This is a genomic window from Methanobrevibacter sp., from assembly GCF_017431965.1.
Classification (GTDB): domain Archaea; phylum Methanobacteriota; class Methanobacteria; order Methanobacteriales; family Methanobacteriaceae; genus Methanocatella.
In genome coordinates this window covers 52261-66989 of sequence record NZ_JAFRKB010000033.1, presented here as the reverse complement: position 1 = coordinate 66989, position 14729 = coordinate 52261, and the positions used below count along the sequence as shown (strand labels likewise).

At 32.1% G+C, this 14729-nt stretch carries 14 protein-coding genes; 9 read left to right on the top strand and 5 right to left on the bottom strand.

Features of this window, described 5'->3' with window-relative positions:
- The first annotated feature begins 6 nt into the window (after window positions 1–6).
- From IJI93_RS04160 to IJI93_RS04145, 4 genes are all read left to right on the top strand, one after another.
- Window positions 7–1164 carry a thiolase domain-containing protein gene (locus IJI93_RS04160; RefSeq protein WP_292820331.1) on the top strand — a complete coding sequence of 386 codons (1158 nt, stop codon included), beginning with the start codon at window positions 7–9 and terminating at the stop codon, window positions 1162–1164.
- Between the two features lie 24 nt (window positions 1165–1188).
- The gene (locus tag IJI93_RS04155) at window positions 1189–2112 is read left to right on the top strand and encodes a DUF1848 domain-containing protein (protein WP_292820327.1); all 924 of its coding nucleotides are present in this window, start codon (window positions 1189–1191) and stop codon (window positions 2110–2112) included.
- 385 nt (window positions 2113–2497) lie between these two features.
- A complete protein-coding gene (locus IJI93_RS04150; RefSeq protein WP_292820665.1) occupies window positions 2498–3724 on the top strand; it encodes an ATP-binding protein in 1227 nt (408 codons plus the stop codon).
- Between the two features lie 1015 nt (window positions 3725–4739).
- The gene (locus IJI93_RS04145) at window positions 4740–6230 is read left to right on the top strand and encodes a sodium-dependent transporter (RefSeq protein ID WP_292820324.1); all 1491 of its coding nucleotides are present in this window, start codon (window positions 4740–4742) and stop codon (window positions 6228–6230) included.
- A gap of 94 nt (window positions 6231–6324) precedes the next feature.
- On the opposite strand, the gene IJI93_RS04140 is transcribed toward IJI93_RS04145, so the two are convergent.
- A complete protein-coding gene (locus IJI93_RS04140; RefSeq protein WP_292820321.1) occupies window positions 6325–7347 on the bottom strand; it encodes a 7-cyano-7-deazaguanine synthase in 1023 nt (340 codons plus the stop codon).
- 521 nt (window positions 7348–7868) lie between these two features.
- Between IJI93_RS04140 and IJI93_RS04135 the strand changes: the two genes are divergently transcribed.
- The 3 genes from IJI93_RS04135 to thiI all read left to right on the top strand — a co-directional run bounded on the left by IJI93_RS04135 (window position 7869) and on the right by thiI (window position 10495).
- Entirely contained in the window at window positions 7869–9044 is a 1176-nt protein-coding gene (locus tag IJI93_RS04135) for a GMC family oxidoreductase N-terminal domain-containing protein (RefSeq protein ID WP_366513278.1), read from the top strand.
- A 9-nt stretch (window positions 9045–9053) separates the two neighbouring features.
- Window positions 9054–9254, top strand: coding sequence for a MoaD/ThiS family protein (locus tag IJI93_RS04130; protein WP_292820318.1), 201 nt, complete (start codon window positions 9054–9056; stop codon window positions 9252–9254).
- 86 nt (window positions 9255–9340) lie between these two features.
- Complete coding sequence (gene thiI / locus IJI93_RS04125) at window positions 9341–10495, top strand: tRNA uracil 4-sulfurtransferase ThiI (RefSeq protein WP_292820314.1); 1155 nt, start codon at window positions 9341–9343, stop codon at window positions 10493–10495.
- Between the two features lie 68 nt (window positions 10496–10563).
- On the opposite strand, the gene IJI93_RS04120 is transcribed toward thiI, so the two are convergent.
- Window positions 10564–11412, bottom strand: a complete 849-nt coding sequence (locus tag IJI93_RS04120; protein WP_292820311.1) for a methanogenesis marker 8 protein — start codon at window positions 11410–11412, stop codon at window positions 10564–10566.
- A gap of 410 nt (window positions 11413–11822) precedes the next feature.
- Here IJI93_RS04120 and IJI93_RS04115 point away from each other — a divergent pair, with 410 nt between their 5' ends.
- Window positions 11823–11960: a hypothetical protein gene (locus IJI93_RS04115; protein WP_292820308.1), complete on the top strand. Its 138-nt coding sequence runs from the start codon at window positions 11823–11825 to the stop codon at window positions 11958–11960.
- 245 nt (window positions 11961–12205) lie between these two features.
- Here the strand turns inward: IJI93_RS04115 and IJI93_RS04110 are convergent, their stop codons facing one another.
- Together IJI93_RS04110 and IJI93_RS04105 are read right to left on the bottom strand one after the other, a co-directional pair.
- Complete coding sequence (locus IJI93_RS04110; RefSeq protein ID WP_292820305.1) at window positions 12206–12622, bottom strand: hypothetical protein; 417 nt, start codon at window positions 12620–12622, stop codon at window positions 12206–12208.
- A 167-nt stretch (window positions 12623–12789) separates the two neighbouring features.
- A complete protein-coding gene (locus IJI93_RS04105) occupies window positions 12790–13032 on the bottom strand; it encodes a hypothetical protein (RefSeq protein ID WP_292820303.1) in 243 nt (80 codons plus the stop codon).
- Between the two features lie 92 nt (window positions 13033–13124).
- Here IJI93_RS04105 and IJI93_RS04100 point away from each other — a divergent pair, with 92 nt between their 5' ends.
- Window positions 13125–14165 carry an aldo/keto reductase gene (locus IJI93_RS04100; RefSeq protein WP_292820301.1) on the top strand — a complete coding sequence of 347 codons (1041 nt, stop codon included), beginning with the start codon at window positions 13125–13127 and terminating at the stop codon, window positions 14163–14165.
- Here the strand turns inward: IJI93_RS04100 and IJI93_RS04095 are convergent.
- Entirely contained in the window at window positions 14162–14728 is a 567-nt protein-coding gene (locus IJI93_RS04095; RefSeq protein ID WP_292820299.1) for a DUF6434 domain-containing protein, read from the bottom strand. The genes IJI93_RS04100 and IJI93_RS04095 overlap by 4 nt on opposite strands.
- Window position 14729 lies beyond the last annotated feature (1 nt).

The window sequence follows — 14729 nt, the reverse complement described above, 5'->3', positions numbered from 1 at the left end:
TTAAATATGAGAGATGTTGCGATTATCGGAGTTTCACAAACAAAATTTGGTGAATTATGGGATTCCTCATTTAGGGATTTAATTGCTGAAGCAGGTGTAAAAGCTTTAGTGGATGCAAGTATTGATGGAGATGATATCGAAGCAATGTTTGTTGGAAATATGTCCTCAGGACTATTTGTAGAACAGGAACACATTGCAGCACTTATTTCAGACCATGTAGGTCTTAATCCAGTTCCAACCACAAGAGTTGAAGCTGCTTGTGCATCTGGTGGATTGGCTTTAAGACAGGGAATCATGGCTGTCGCATCTGGTTTTCATGATGTTGTAATTTCTGCGGGTGTGGAAAAAATGACTGATGTAGTTGATGCCACTCCAGCTATTGCTACTGCATCAGACCAGGAATGGGAAGCACAGCAAGGTGCAACCTTCCCGTCATTATATGCAATGATTGCAAAAAGACATATGCATGAATATGGAACCACCCGTGAACAGTTAGCACAATTTTCCGTAGTTAACCATAAAAATGCATCTAAAAACCCTAATGCACAATTTCCATTTGAAATCAGTGTTGATAAAGTAATCAATTCCACAATGGTGGCAGATCCATTAACTCTCCTTGACTGCTCTCCGGTAAGTGACGGGGCAGCTGCGATTGTTATGGTGCCTGCTGAAGATGCTAAAAAGTATACTGATACTCCAATTTATGTAAAAGCTTCCGCACAGGCTTCTGGAACACTTACATTACATGACAGAAAAGACATTACTACTATTGAATCTACCAAAGTTGCTTCCAGAAAAGCTTATGAAATGGCAGGAGTCACAGTTAAAGACATTGATGTAACTGAAGTGCACGATTGCTTCTCAATCAATGGATTATTGGCAGTAGAGGACTTAGGTTTTGCTGAGAAAGGTAAAGGTGGAATAGCTATTGAAGAAGGACAAACTGAAATCGATGGTGACTTCCCAATCAACTCTTCCGGAGGACTTAAGGCACGTGGACACCCATTAGGGGCTACAGGTATTGCTCAGGCTGCTGAAATCGTATGGCAACTTAGAGGGGAAGCTGGTGGAAGACAAGTTGATGGTGCAGAAATCGGTATGACTCACAACATTGGAGGAACCGGTGGTACTGCAGCCGTACACATATTTGGAAGAGATTTATAAATCTCTTTTATTTTTCTTTTTTTTATGATTATTAATACAGGTTCAAGAACCGATATTCCCGCTTTTTTTCACAAATGGTTTTTGAATAGAGTTGACGAAGGTTTTGTCTGCACCAGAAATCCGTATAATGATGATATCTACAGATATCCTTTGGATTCGAAAATCATTGATTGTCTGTGTTTTTGTACGAAAAATCCGAAACCGTTGCTTAAAAAAATTGAAAAATTGGATGACTTCAATCAGTTCTGGTTTGTAACAATCACTCCATATGACAAAGATATTGAAGTTAATGTTCCTGATTTCAAGAAGGTCATAAAATCTTTTAAGGAGCTATCTGAACATTTGGGAATAAATAAAATTTCATGGAGATATGATCCGATTTTCATCACTGAAAAATACTCCCTTGATTTTCATATTGATATGTTTGAGCATATGGCATCAGAGCTTGCAGATTATACCAATGACTGTACAATAAGCTTCATTGATTTATATCAGAAGGTATTGAGAAATTTTCTGGAGGCAAATGAGGTAACAAAGTCTGAACAATTAGTGATTGGTGAAAATTTCTCAAAAATAGCTAAAAGATATGATATTCAAATGAAAACATGTGTTGAAGGAACTTTGCTTGACCAATTTGGATTTGACTCAAGTGGGTGCATGACTCAAAGAGTAATTGAAAATGCCATCGGAAATAATTTAAAGATTCCTAAAGGAAAATATAGGATTCGCGAATGCGACTGCATATTTGGAAGGGATATTGGAGCATATAACACTTGCATGCATGGATGCAGGTATTGCTATGCAAATTATTCGACAAATCTTGTTAAAAGAAATCAAAAGTTGCACAATCCTGATTCGCCACTTTTAATTGGTGATGTTAAAGACGGCGAAGGTGTAAAAGAAATTGTTGAGCCAAGTTATATTGATACACAACAAACTTTGATTTAATTTTTTAGTCAATAAAACTATTGTTTTCACATTATAAATTGTTTTAATTCTTGAATATTGTTTTTACTTCATTCTAGTTTTTTATTATTAAATTAACTAATTTTAAATAGTTTAAAATCCATGATATGTATATGTGGGTAAGGTTAAATTTTTAATTAATTTTGACTCGATATGCTACTTAAATAAAATTAGTATAATTACTTAAATATAATTAGTATAATCACTTAAATATAATTAGTATAATCACTTAAATATAATTAGTATAATCACTTAAATATAATTAGTATAATCACTTAAATATAATTAGTATAATCACTTAATTGGTGGTAATGTGGAATATATTAAAAGGTATGTGGATGAAGAATTAAAGAATATACTTGAATGTATGGGGGCTGTTTTAATAGTTGGACCGAAATGGTGTGGTAAAACAACTACTGCTACTCAGTTTGCTAAAACATTAATTGAATTGCAACATCCTGCATTGGGCAAATCATATATTGAACTGGCAGATGTAGATCCATTGTTATTATTGGAAGGGGCAAAACCGTTATTGATTGATGAATGGCAGATGGCTCCCCAATTGTGGGATGCAGTTAGATATTCCGTTGATAAAACAGATGGTTATGGTTTGTACATTTTAACTGGTTCTACAATTGTTGATAATTCTAAAATAAATCATAAAGGTGTTGGAAGAATCCACAGGTTGATGATGAGGCCTATGAGCTTATATGAAAGCGGCGATTCCAATGGTAAGATTTCATTAATTGACTTATTTAATGATAAAGATGTTAAAATTAATGGAATTACTTCGGATTTGTCTTTAAGGGATTTAACTTTTTTAGCTTCTCGCGGAGGTTGGCCTGAAACATTGAATATTGAAGATAAACAAAAACAGTTAATCGTGGCTTCTTCATATTTTGATAACATCTGTCGTGATGACACTTATAATATTGATGGTGTTAAACGTGATTCAAAAGTATTTGAAGCAATTCTTAGATCTTATTCACGTAACATTTCAACATTGGTCAATAATACTAAAATAATGGCGGATATTGAGGAGAATTACGGCAAAATTTCTGAACCTACATTTTATTCATATATTTCCGTTTTAAAAAATCTTTTTGTCATTGACAATGTTCCAGCATGGGCTCCCAATATTCGGTCAAAGCAAAAAATGAGAAAATCAGAAAAAAAAGAATTTATAGACCCATCAATTGCAGTTGCAGGACTTAATGTAACTCCTGAAATGTTGGTCTATGATTTAGAAACTTTCGGATTCATTTTTGAAACATTATGTATCAGGGATTTAAAGGTATATTCAGCACCATTGGGTGGAAAAGTATTATATTATAATGACGGTACCTTGGAAGTGGATTGTGTTTTGCAAATTGCTGATGGGCGTTATGGATTAATCGAGTTTAAATTAGGAGATAAAAGGATTGATGAGGGTGCACAATCTTTATTAAAAATAGATAAATTGATCAAGCAAAAAATTGCTGATGGAGATACGCATATTCCAGAACCTAGCTTTTTAGCTGTTGTAACTGGTGGTCCAATTGCAAAAGTTCGAAAAGATGGAGTAATGGTAATTCCAATTGGTACATTGAGATAATTCTTTCTAAAGTATTTCTGATTGACAATACTTTTCAAAAACAGCTACAATTTATCATGCGTTATATACTATGAAATGATAATTTAGTAGTTAATTGATGAAACTGCATTGCTTCTTATCTCATTGGTATGGTTGCATCAACATTATGTCCTTTTTGAGGTATTCCACCTTTTTTAGAGTTTATCAACTATGAGTTGATAAACTTATTTTGGTTTTCAAACAATTTTTTTAGAAGATGGAAATGATTGGTTTTCTATGCAAATTCCAAAAAGTAATGGATAATTCTTATACTTTTACATATTGATTGTTCGCAAGAGAAGGAACAAGTTTTGAATTTGAGGTAGATAATTTCAATAGTATTTTATGCAAACAGTAACATCAAGTTGGTGAAAAGGAATCAGAAATTGCATGATCTTGATTCACCACTATTGATTGGTGATGTTAAAGATAGTGATGTAGTAATGGAAGTTTCTAAGACAAGTTTCATTGATACGCAACAAAGATTATTTTAAATTATTTCAATATGATGGGCATTTGAAATATTTTAATTTTCTAGGATGGCTGAAAACCATAATGTTTATATATTTGATTATTCAATTTATATCTACCAGACTACTTTTTATAACAATAGTTATAAAATTTTAAAAAATAATCATGAAAAAGGGTGTTTAACTATGTGTGGATGTATGATGAGTAATTCATGTAATCGTATTTATATGCCTTTATTTATGGCTATTTAATTTTTTATAAGTATTGAAATATTGTTAATCTTATTATATGTATATTTCATGTCCTTTTTTAAGATAACCTGAATATTAACTATTATATGAGATTTTATCAATTAAACATTTATGAGATATTGAAATTGGATTTATGTTTGTTAATTCTAGGGGTTATTGTTATAGTTGTCCATCTGTCGAATAACTTTGATGGATATGGCCATATCATGGAATGAGTATAATATGATTGAGAAACTGAAAAAATATTGAGTGTTGATTTTAATTAAGAGGATAATATGACTAAAGAAAACGAATGGGGAAGTAACATTTCATTTATTCTTGCAATGATAGGTTCTTCTGTTGGATTGGGCAATATTTGGAGATATCCATATATACTTTATTCTAATGGGGGCGGTGCTTTTTATATTCCCTATCTAATTGCTATTTTAGTTCTGGCAATTCCAGTTTTAGTTCTAGAATACGGTGTTGGTTATAACTATAAATCCTCTTTTACAAAAGCAATTATTAATATCAATCCTAAACTGGAGTATTATGCATGGATTTTGCCTATTGTTATTTTTGTGATGACAATTTACTATTCCACCATAATCGGTTGGGATGGAATCTATCTGATTTTAAGTTTTTTTAAAGGATGGGGCTCTGATCCTAATGCATTTTTAACAAATTCAGTGTTACACTCTACTCATTCTGTTTATGGTGTTTTAAATTTTATTCCAGCCATTGGAATTTCTATGATTGTAGTATGGTTTATTATCTGGTTAGTCTCTCATAGGAATTTGGAAAATGGTTTAGGCAAAATTTCTAAAATTTTTGTTCCATTATTGTTTTTCATGATGATTTTACTTGTTGGAGTTTCTCTGATGTTGCCTGGCGCATCAATTGGACTTGCAGAATTATTTAATCCGAATCTATCACTTTTAGGTCATTTTGATATATGGATGGCTGCTTTTGGGCAAGTGTTTTTCTCATTGAGTCTGGGGATGGGTATAGGTTTCACGTTTTCAAGCTATACAAAAAAGGACATAGATTTAGTTACAAGCGGATTATATGTTGTCATTGCAAATTGTGCTTTTGAAAACTTCGCAGCTTTAGGTGTTTTTTCAATTTTGGGATATATGTCTTTACAGTCAGGAACTTCAGTTTCTAATCTTGTATCTCAGGGTTCAAGTTTAATTTTTGTTGCATATCCTGAAGTATTAAATGTTTTAGGAAATACTGCATTTATATTGGGACCATTATTATTTTTAACGGTGTATATTGCGGGCATCACTAGTATGCTGTCCTCTTTTGAAGTTTTCTCATGTTCTATTCAAAATAAATTGGGTTTTTCTAGAAAAAGGACTACAACAATTTTGTGTATTGTTGGTGGAATTATATCTATGTTATATGCGTCATCTGCTGGAGAATATATGGTTTCGATAACAGATTTGTTTGTTAATAATATAGCAATTCTGTTTTCAGTGGTAGTGGAATGTTTGCTTTTTTCATGGATGTTCAATAGTGAAAGATTGATTGGATTTTTAAACAGCAGGAGTAACTCATTGAAAATTGGTAAATGGTGGTTAATGCTTGTTAGATATGTTGTTCCAGTTCTTATTTCTGTTATTTGGTTGGGTGGTGTTTATGAACTTGCAATATCTGGCTCCTGGGAAGTACTATCATTATTGATTTTGTTATCCGTAATCGTGCTGATTCTTGCGTTAATATTTACGGTTTTACCGCCTAAATTTAAAAATTGGTTTGAAGCTGAAGAGAGAATTAATTGAAAATTTCCTACTTTTTTAAAACAGGAAAATTCATGCATTAAAAGGTTAAATTTTGTTATCTTCTAATTGGATTGAAGATATCTCATAATGCTAATCACCTCTGATTGCATATGTTTCTTCTTAATTTGGATAATATTTCCATAAAATTAAATAATGCGTCTTCATAACTTTTAAAGTTATTTCCAGTTATCAGGCCATTCTGATTAATCTGTATGTTGTTAAGTTCAATAGTGTTTTCACTTTCATTAATAATTCCGTTTTTGATTTGTTTTTTTGTATTTTCGAGGTTTATTGTAAATGGGAGTTGATATGAAAAAGAACCATTATCATATTGGATAGTAATGTATTCATCATCGTCAATTTCCGATAAATTTAATGCGACTTTCTTAAAACCTTTTTGTTTTAATTCATCATTAATCTCTTTAAATTTATCTTCTTTTAATATTTCATCCAAGTTGTCCACTTCACATATACCAAATTTTCCCAAATCTCTAACTTTAACAATTTCACAGTTAGTGTTATTGTAGATATAGTCTTCACACTCACGAATTCTTTTAATTTTCTCTTCAGTGGTTTTTGTATTGGTTGGAATTCTTGTTGCAAGGCAAGTGGTTGATCTGGAATATGGAATATCATTTTTATATAAATACTCATGAATTTCTTTGGAGGTTAATTTCGCTTCAATAAACGGAGTATTGAATCCTTTTTTATAAGTTACAAGAATTCCTGGTCTGTCGATAACCAAATCACTAATGTTATTGCCATCGCATACAAAATCAAAGCCTTTTTCTTGAGCAAGTTTTTCAATTTCACTGTACATTAAATTACGGCAGGCATAGCATCTTTTCGAATCGTTTGATAAAAAATATTCTTTTTTATAAAAGTCAATGTCAATTATTTCATGTTTAATTCCAAATGATTTAGCAAGTTTTTTAGTATTTTCAACAAAACCGGTTGGAAACAGATGGTTATCAATAGTAATGGCCAGTGTATCCTCTGCAACCTTTGATGATAAGTAGGCTATTAGTGTTGAATCAGCACCTCCTGAAAAACCTATAGCCACTTTCTTATCTTTTAAAATTTCTTTCACGATTTCTATTTTCTCTTCTAAATTCATCATATCACGTGTATCTTTAAGTTTTTTTTAAATTTAAAGAGCATCAAATGATGCTCTTTTTATTAACGAGCTTTAAGAAGTTGATTAATGTTTAAATATTAAGGAGTTATTGCTCGTTAATGTTGTGTTTTTCCTATGGTTAGAGATTTATGAAACCAGCTGCTTAAAAATTCGTTTTCATTTTTAAGACTTTCATACACGCCCGAGAACATGGAAAAAATAGAATCCCTTCGAAATTAAACTATATAACAATAGTTATTTTTTTCCATAAAGTTAGTAATGTAAATTATAGTATAAATATTTTTTGAATTTTTTTCACAGTCCAACAGAAAATATTTAAACATTTAAAGAATAATATAACAATTGTTAATAATTTTGGAGGAATAAAAATTTTTGATGTTATTGTAATAGGAACCGGTGCTGGAGGAGCAACAGTCGCTAAAGATTTATCTTTAAACGGACGAAATGTCCTCATATTAGATAAAGGACAAAAACAAAATGATGGAAGCTATGTCAAATACATGAAAAATAAAGAAATTCATCTGAAAAATAACCTTTCAGATGAGGATAAACAAAAATATGAATTCTTAACATGGCCATTGACTTTAACCAACATTGAAGAAGTCGGAGGAACAACAACTTCATCAATCGGAAATGCATGCTTTTCATGCAGCGGGTGTTATACAAACTCAATAATGCAGCAGTTTGAAGATAAAAACCTAGATATTTTTGAAGAACTCTTGGAAGCCAGCGGTGAACTAAATGTTACATATTTCCCCAAAAAATCATGGGGACATGCAACAAAGCTGATTGCTGATGCAGGAAATGATTTAGGATATGTCGTAGAGCCAATGCCAAAGTTCATCAACTTTGAAAAATGCAGATTTTGTGGAAAATGCGTAAACGGATGCATGTTTGATGCAAAATGGGATGCGACATACTTTATCAAAGAAGCTCAGGAATATGGAGCTAAATTGATAACAGGATTAAATGTGATTGAAATACTGCATGAAAAGGGTCAGGTAGCAGGTGTTGTTGGAATAAATGAAAACAATGAAAAACAAATATTTAAAGCAAAGAAAGTTGTCGTAGCTGCCGGAGCATTGAACACTCCAATAATATTAAAAAATTCACGAATAATAAATGTCGGAGGTCAAATATTCTTTGATATATTCACAACAATTGGGGGATATCTAAAAGATGCAGATTTAAAAAATGAGCTGATGATGGGTATTAAAGCTGAATTCGGACCATATTTTTTATCACCACATTATTCAATGCAATTACTACCATTAATGAAAGAAAAAGGCATAAAAGCTAATGAAAGTGATGTCATCGGAATCATGCTTAAATTTGCAGACACATGCATCGGAACAATAGATAATAATGGAAACATTGAAAAGACACTAACGAAAGTCGATGTGGATTTAATCAAAGAAGGATATGGGAAAGCTGTGAAAATACTTCTAAATTTGGGTGTTGATGAAAGTTCTATTGTTGCAACTTCTCTTAAAGGAGCACATCCTGGGGGAACTGCCGCAGTAGGTGAAGTTGTAGACAATAATTTTGAAACCGAAATCAAAGGATTATACGTTTCAGATGCCAGCGTAATACCTGAAGCTCCGGGAAGACCTCCAATTTTAACTATAGTTGCAATAGCCAAAAAAGTAGCAAAAATTGTAAATAATAATATTTAAGGTGATAATGTGGAATTTAAATTAAAATTTAAAGATATTGATGAGATAAGACAATTAAAAGAAAATTATACAATAAAAGATTTGTTGAATGAATTGAACCAGTCAAGCCAAACGATTGTTGCTAAGCAAAACGGTGAGTTGGCAATTGAAGATAGCATAATCAATGATGGTGATGAAATAAACTTGATTCAGATAATCTATGGGGGATAAATGAAGTAATCCTATTAATTTTTTTTAAAACTAATATTGAATAATTATTATTTTTCAGAGTATGTTAAAATAAAGAGAGTGTTTGAATGAATTATGATTTAATACTAGCAAGATATGGTGAAATAGGAGTAAAAAGTTCTAAAATAAGAGCACGTTTTGAAAGAAGACTTGTTAAAAACATTAAAGCAACTATTGACTGTAAAGTTGAAAGAAACCAGGGTAGAATATATATTCGTCCAAAAGATTACACTCAGGCAATAGAAAAATTAAATCATGTGTTTGGTGTAGTTTCATATTCTCCTGCAGTATCAACTAAAACAACTTACGAAGATATTGAAAAAACTTTAGCTGAATATGTCAAGGATTTAATTAAAGAAAATCTCATTGATGAGAACACCAAATTTGCAATTAAATGCAGGCGTGTTGGAAAACATGACTTTAGTTCACAGGAAATGGCAGCATTTTGTGGAAATGTTGTAAGAAATGTCGTATCAGCACCGGTTGATTTGACAAATCCTGAATTGACTATTTTTGTTGAAGTCAGGGAAGATGATACATATATTTTTCATGAAAAAATCAGGGGTCCGGGAGGTTTGCCTCTTGGAACACAGGGAAAGGTTGTTGCATTAATTTCAAGCGGAATTGACTCACCAGTGGCTGCATATCTGATGATGAAAAGAGGCTGTGAGGTCATAGCGCTTCACTTTAACAATGATCCGTTTTCAGGTCCAAAAGTAACTGAAAATTTTAATCTGTTGGTCAATCAATTGAACACATATGCAAAAGGATCACCTATCAAAAAAAGAGTTGTAGACTATGGTGAATATCTTCAAAATGCCAAAACTAAAGCTCCTGAGAGAATGACTTGTGTGTTATGCAAATCTGGAATGTATAAAATAGCAGAAAAGCTAGCAACAGAATTGGGCGCCAATGCTATAGTTGACGGAAGCAGTGTTGGTCAGGTTGCATCACAAACATTGCCAAATATTCTAGTAACAAGATATGGTGTGGACATGCCAATATTGTCACCGTTAATTGGTTTGGATAAAGAAGAAATCACAGCTATTGCAAAGGATATTGGAACATTTAAAATATCTGAAATTGATGATGGAGGGTGCAGTGCAGTTCCAAGATATCCGCAAACACATGCTGACTTGGATTTATCAAAAAAAGCATGTGAAGACATGAACCAGGAGGAATATATTCAAAAAGCATATGTAAATATTAGGAGACTCGATTGAATATCCAAAATATTTATTTTGAAAATATTAAATAGAGAATATTCAATCAATTCCTCTTTCACTTTTTTCTATATTAATGGTTTTGAATGTTTATCCTTATTCATAGGATAATCATTTGTTGTCAGTGGTTTGCCTATCTTTTTAAGCCTATTATCTAAAAATTCCCTTCCTTTTTCACTAATTGCAATAATTGGAACCTTGGATCCTGAATAGTAGGACTTTTCTTTTTCAGCGTAATCTCTAACATTTTTGGAGGAACATGCAGTAATGACTTCACAGTATTTAAATGCAGTTTCAACTTCTTTGAGACTTGCATTAGTGGTGTGGGCTACAAACATATATGTATTAACGCCATCAGGTAGTGGATATTGGCCGATTTCTTCAATTGATTTTGAGGGTAGAATTATAATAGCGATATTCTTATAGCCTCTTTCAATTGCCATTTCCAATCCTTTAATCGGGTCTAAGTCTGCAGTTTCGGGATTTAGCACGTTTTCAATTCCAACTTGTTCAATAACTTCAGGTATGGGGGTTGTGCTAATAAGTGCGGATACCCGACCGCCTACGCCCTGAATAATTTCCGGATCGGTCATCAGTAATGTTCCAACACCTTCGCACACGCCAACAACACAGTCAATCAATCCCAATTCGATGTTTGTTCTTAGAATTTCAGATATTCCAAAGCTCATGAAATCCTTCATTTTCACTACTCTTTGAGGTGTGCACATTCCAAATTCCCGAATCCTTTTTTCCATATTCCATTTTATGAAATCTTTAGTTAGATGTTCAGCACCGTCAATTTTATAAAAGATAGGACAGAAATCAACAAGGGGTTCTCCAACTGAGGTTACTTCTCCATTTTCTATTACTACTTCTGTTTTACCTAAAGCTTCGATTACATGATAGTCTTTTGCCATAGTTTCACCTTGAACAACATTACATTTTTTCTGATTTTGAGTTTACTTTTTTGTGATAGATTTTCCCATTAAAGTTAATTATTGTTATATTTATATGGGGGAAGTTAAAAACATAACGATTGTGATATTTTTAAGAATTTGTCCCAAAAATTTAATTTAATGGATAGTTTATTAATGAAGTTTTAAATAAAATTAATTAAAAAGGGTTCTTATGGAATAACATTGCATTAAGGATTAATTCTCATTTTTAAATGTATTTGGTAAGTAATGTTAATTAGTTAACCACAAAACGGATTTCACTAAAAAGTAATGGGTAATTCTTATACTTTTAAGTGTTGTTTGTTCGTACTATATTAAATAAGATTTGAAATTGTGGCAGATAATTTCTATACTATTATGCAAATAGTAACATGAAGTTAGTCAAAAAGAATCAGAAATTGCATAATCCGGGGTCACCACTTTTAATTGGGGATGTTAATGATACTGATGTTGTAAAGGAAATAACAGAACCTAGTTATATTGATGCACAAACTAGATTATTAATATGATATTTTATAATAAAAATATTCATGCAATTAAATTATAACCTCATATAAATATAATTGAATGTTTCGATTGAAACATACATTTCAAACAAGATTGGCCTAACTAATTACTCCACTTTCCGGACAATGTGTCATCACTGAGCACTGTTTTTTCTTGGCATTCAGTTACTTCACTTATATTTTCTTTGAAAAATTTCATAGTCCTGCAACCAATACTGATAAAATAATTAATGCAGTTTCCATTTGTACTAATCAACCAGATTGTCTATTTTATCAAAAAGTTCTCCATAGTTTTTAAAGAGATTTTTGATTTCATCATCATTTCTAGACATTAAAACCATCTTCAGCTGTTCATCACTTTCAGAGATTTTCACCTGGTCGGATTCATGTTGGTTATCGGTTATTAATGATTTGATTTTGTTATATGGGTCTTCAGTTAAATTATGTCTTCTGACATGGTTTAATACGTCCATTGCGTGAATAACTCCATTTTCCGGTTTGTCAAGACATGAAGACAGTCTGATTTTGGTAATCATATAATAAGGAGCTTCTATTTTGTCTCGGCGAAGCACTATTGTAATCTTTGACATCACATGGTCGTCACTGCAATTTTCATTTATGAATTTAATCAGTTGGAACTGTTTTATATTTGCATCATTATTCATGAAAGTCATGGTAATATATTATTTTTATAAACTTTTAAGTTTTATATCCGCTGAAGTTCAATCTGATGCATGGGCTACAGTAAAAAAATAGTTTATACCATACTGTTTCAGTTATTTGTGGGCATTTAATTTAAATTAGTTAAAAAATAAAAAAAGAGAGAGCAGAATTATTCTGCTGTAACTTCAGTAACAAAGGTCATGTTTTCAATGGTTTCGGTTTCACCAGCTTTAATGGTGTAGATTGGGGAACCGAGTAAAATTAAACCATTACAGACTTCTCTGATTTTGTTGTCAGCTACTTCTTGCATGTGTGTTCCTTCATAGGTGAAACCTGCATCTGAGTCACCTTCTAATGCGAATGAAATTACTTCACCGGATTTTTTATTTGTTGCGTTTACATTTAAAATCATAAATATAATCTCCAATTTTTTGATATTATTAATTATGTTCGTCAATGTTTTTAAATAATGCGGTTTAATTTTATATATAACTGGTGATTTTAATGAATTTTATTAAATTAGGTAACTCAGATTTAAAAGTGAGTAGGATTTGTATGGGGTGTATGGGATTCGGTGACCCGACAAATGGAATGCACACTTGGACACTACCTGAAGAGGAGTCTATTGAAATAATTAAAAACGGGTTGGATAATGGAATAAACTTTTTCGACACTGCAATAGGTTATCAAAATGGAACTTCAGAGCAATATCTTGGAAAAGCAATAAGAGAAAATGCGTCCCGTGAAGATGTTGTTGTTGCAACCAAGTTTTTGCCAAGATCTGAAGAAGACATCAAAAACAATGTCACAGGCCAGCAGCATATTCGTAATATGGTTGAAAAAAGCCTTTCAAATCTTGGACTTGACTATATTGATTTGTACATATATCATATCTGGGATTACAATACTCCGTTATATGATATTCTGGAAGGTTTAAACGAAGCTGTTGAAGATGGTAAGGTAAAATATATAGGTATATCTAACTGCTTTGCCTGGCAGCTTGCTAAGGCCAATGCTCTGGCTGAAGCGGAAGGATTTAACAAATTCATTTCAATTCAAGGTCATTACAACTTAATATTTAGAGAGGAAGAACGTGAAATGATTCCTCTTTGCAAAACAGACAATATTGCAACAACTCCTTACAGTTCTCTTGCTTCCGGTAGGCTTTCAAGGCTTCCTGGAGGACAATCCAAAAGAATGAAAGAAGATTTCTATGCTGATTTGAAATACAAATCAAGTGAAATGCATGATATGGAGATTATTAAAAGGGTTGATGAAATAGCCGGAAATTATGATGTATCGATGACAGAGGTGTCTCTTGCATGGCTTCTTGCAAAGGTCACATCTCCAATTGTTGGTGCGACTAAAATTCATCATGTTGAAGGTGCGGTCAATTCAGTGGATTTAAAATTAACTTCTGATGATATTGGCTATCTGGAGGAGCCTTATGTCGCACATGAACTTGTCGGAGTGATGGCGGATAACAGAGTTTCAGCCAGTGACAATGAAAAGGTATGGCAAAAGCATACAAAAAATAAGATTTAATTTAGAATTTCCAAATCGCTTTTTTCATATTTGTGATGGCCCTTCAGGCCTTTTTTATATTTCCAGCATTTAATTGCGTCTTCTAGTCCCAATTTTTCATTATCCTTAAAGAAATCCCTTATGTATTGGTTGTATTGGAATTGTTTGTCGATTTGAGTTTTCTCTTTTGAGTTTTGAATTTCATGATATGCTGCAATAGCATCCTTGTAGGTTTTATTCGGATTGGATTTCAGCCATTTTTGAAATCTAACCTTAAATCTAAATCCTTTTCCAATATTGTTTTCAAAAAATTCTCTTTTATCTTCACTGCATTTGAAGTTTTCACCGATTTTTGTATCTAAGCTGATAGTATTAAAATTTTCAACTTTTGCTTTTGTTGGTTTGGTTTCATTCAGAGATTTTCCAGTATCTAAAAAATAGATAATTCTTTTTTCCAAATCATTCTTGCTGCCGCTAATCCTTAATCCGTTAGATCTGCAAAAGTCTTTCAATTCTTCTTTTAAAAAATAGTATTGCTCGAATTCTTCACTTGTCAGATTGGTGGTTAATGGTGGTCTGGTCATT